At 43.0% G+C, this 1,899-nt stretch carries 2 protein-coding genes; both read right to left on the reverse strand.

Annotation, left to right across the window (positions count from 1 at the left end):
• Positions 1-1,461: ribonuclease J (locus tag PX481_RS26795; protein WP_288096975.1), on the reverse strand; the 1,461-nt coding region annotated here is incomplete at its 3' end.
• A 237-nt stretch (positions 1,462-1,698) separates the two neighbouring features.
• Positions 1,699-1,899: dihydrodipicolinate synthase family protein (locus PX481_RS26800; protein ID WP_288096977.1), on the reverse strand; the 201-nt coding region annotated here is incomplete at its 5' end.

Below are 1,899 nucleotides of genomic sequence, written 5' to 3' on the forward strand. Positions count from 1 at the left end.
AATCTCTGGGGGTGCGCTTAATTGTCCCTCACTGTTAACGAAGGATGCGATCGTAATCACACCATCTTCGGCTAACTGTTGTCTTTCCTGCATAATGTGTTCGTGAACCACACCCGCTTGATCGACTAACTCGATTCCCGAAGGCACTGGTGTGCCAAGTCCAATGCGATCGCTAGTTAACTCGATCGTGTCACCATTTTTGACAATTACCATATTTTCGGCGGGAATCCCCATACTTTGGGCCATCTGAGCGTGTTTGACCAGCATTCGGTGTTCTCCATGCACTGGCACAAAAAACTTCGGCCGCGTCAAAGATAGCATCAATTTATGGTCTTCTTGGGAACCATGGCCGGAAACGTGAATTCCCTTATCGCGTCCGTAAACTACGTTAGCACCCTGCATCATCAGGCGATCAATTGTATTGACCACAGCGATCGTATTACCCGGAATCGGATTAGCGGAAAAGACAATCGTATCCCCCTGACGCGCACGAATATGAGGATGTTCACCCTTAGAAATCCGCGTCATGGCCGCTAAAGGTTCCCCCTGGGATCCTGTGGTTAAAATGACGATTTTATCATCAGCTAAATTGCGGGTCGCTTTCAGGGGTTCAAATATATCGTCGGGACATTTTATATACCCCAAATTGCGCGCATGAGCGATGACATTTAACATCGATCGACCCACTACCACCACTTTCCGGTTAAATTTCTGGGCCAATTTCAACACCAGATTAATCCGATGCACCGAGGAAGCAAAGGTAGTGATCATAATCCGTCCCGTTGCTTGGTTAAAAACCCGCTCTAACCCGGGATAAACGGAAGCTTCCGAAGGAGTATAACCGGGTACTTCCGCGTTAGTGGAATCACTCAATAAACATAGCACCCCTTTCTCGCCATGTTCGGCAATTTTTTGTAGATCAAAGAATTCGCCATCCACGGGAGTATGGTCAATTTTAAAATCTCCTGTGTGAATAACTACCCCTAAAGGAGTGTGAATTGCTACACAAAAACTATCGGCGATCGAGTGGGTATTGCGGATATATTCCACCATGAAAGATTTACCTAAACGCACCATTTGCCGGGGAACTACGGTTTCTAATTTGGTACGATTTGCTAATCCTGCTTCTTCCAATTTATCCCGCAATAAAGCCATCGCTAGATGCGGACCGTAGATAATTGGTACATCAAATTGTTTGAGATGGTAGGGAATGCCACCGATATGATCTTCGTGACCGTGGGTGACGATCATACCCTTAATTTTATGGCGATTTTCTCTTAGATAAGTCATATCGGGAAGCACTACATTGACCCCGTGCATATCATCGGAAGGAAAAGCTAAACCGGCATCCAGGAGAATAATCTCATCATCGTACTCAAAAACACAGGTGTTTTTGCCGATTTCGTGTAGTCCTCCTAGGGGAATGATCTTTAGTTTTGCTTGGGTTTTATCTTGATTCATTAGGTGTCCTTTGATGGTAAGTTATGGTGATTTTTCAGGTGGTTTTTTTGGACGGGAAATCTCAAAAAATGAATAGTTAGAACAATTCTTGCTAGGAAAATAATACCTAGCTAAACTCACTTATATCAATACTTTCTAGCCGTTCTAAACTATATTTTTTTCTAGTTAAGCTATTAACATTATAACCTATTTCTCGAAAAAATCCTAGTTTAGTGAGCCAAATTTTCTAGTATTTTTCTAGATTAAAGCCAATTCTTGCATAACTTTTGCTAATCCTTCTTCTAACTCGGGACTTAGGGAACATAAAGGAAGTCTTAGACCCCCCACTTCCCAACCGACTAGATTTAAGGCCGCTTTAATTGGAATTGGATTAGTGGCACAGAATAAACCTTTAAACAGGGGAAATAATTTCAAATTAATCTCGATCGCTTTGGCCGC

The sequence above is a fragment of the Microcystis sp. M53603_WE2 genome, from assembly GCF_030065435.1.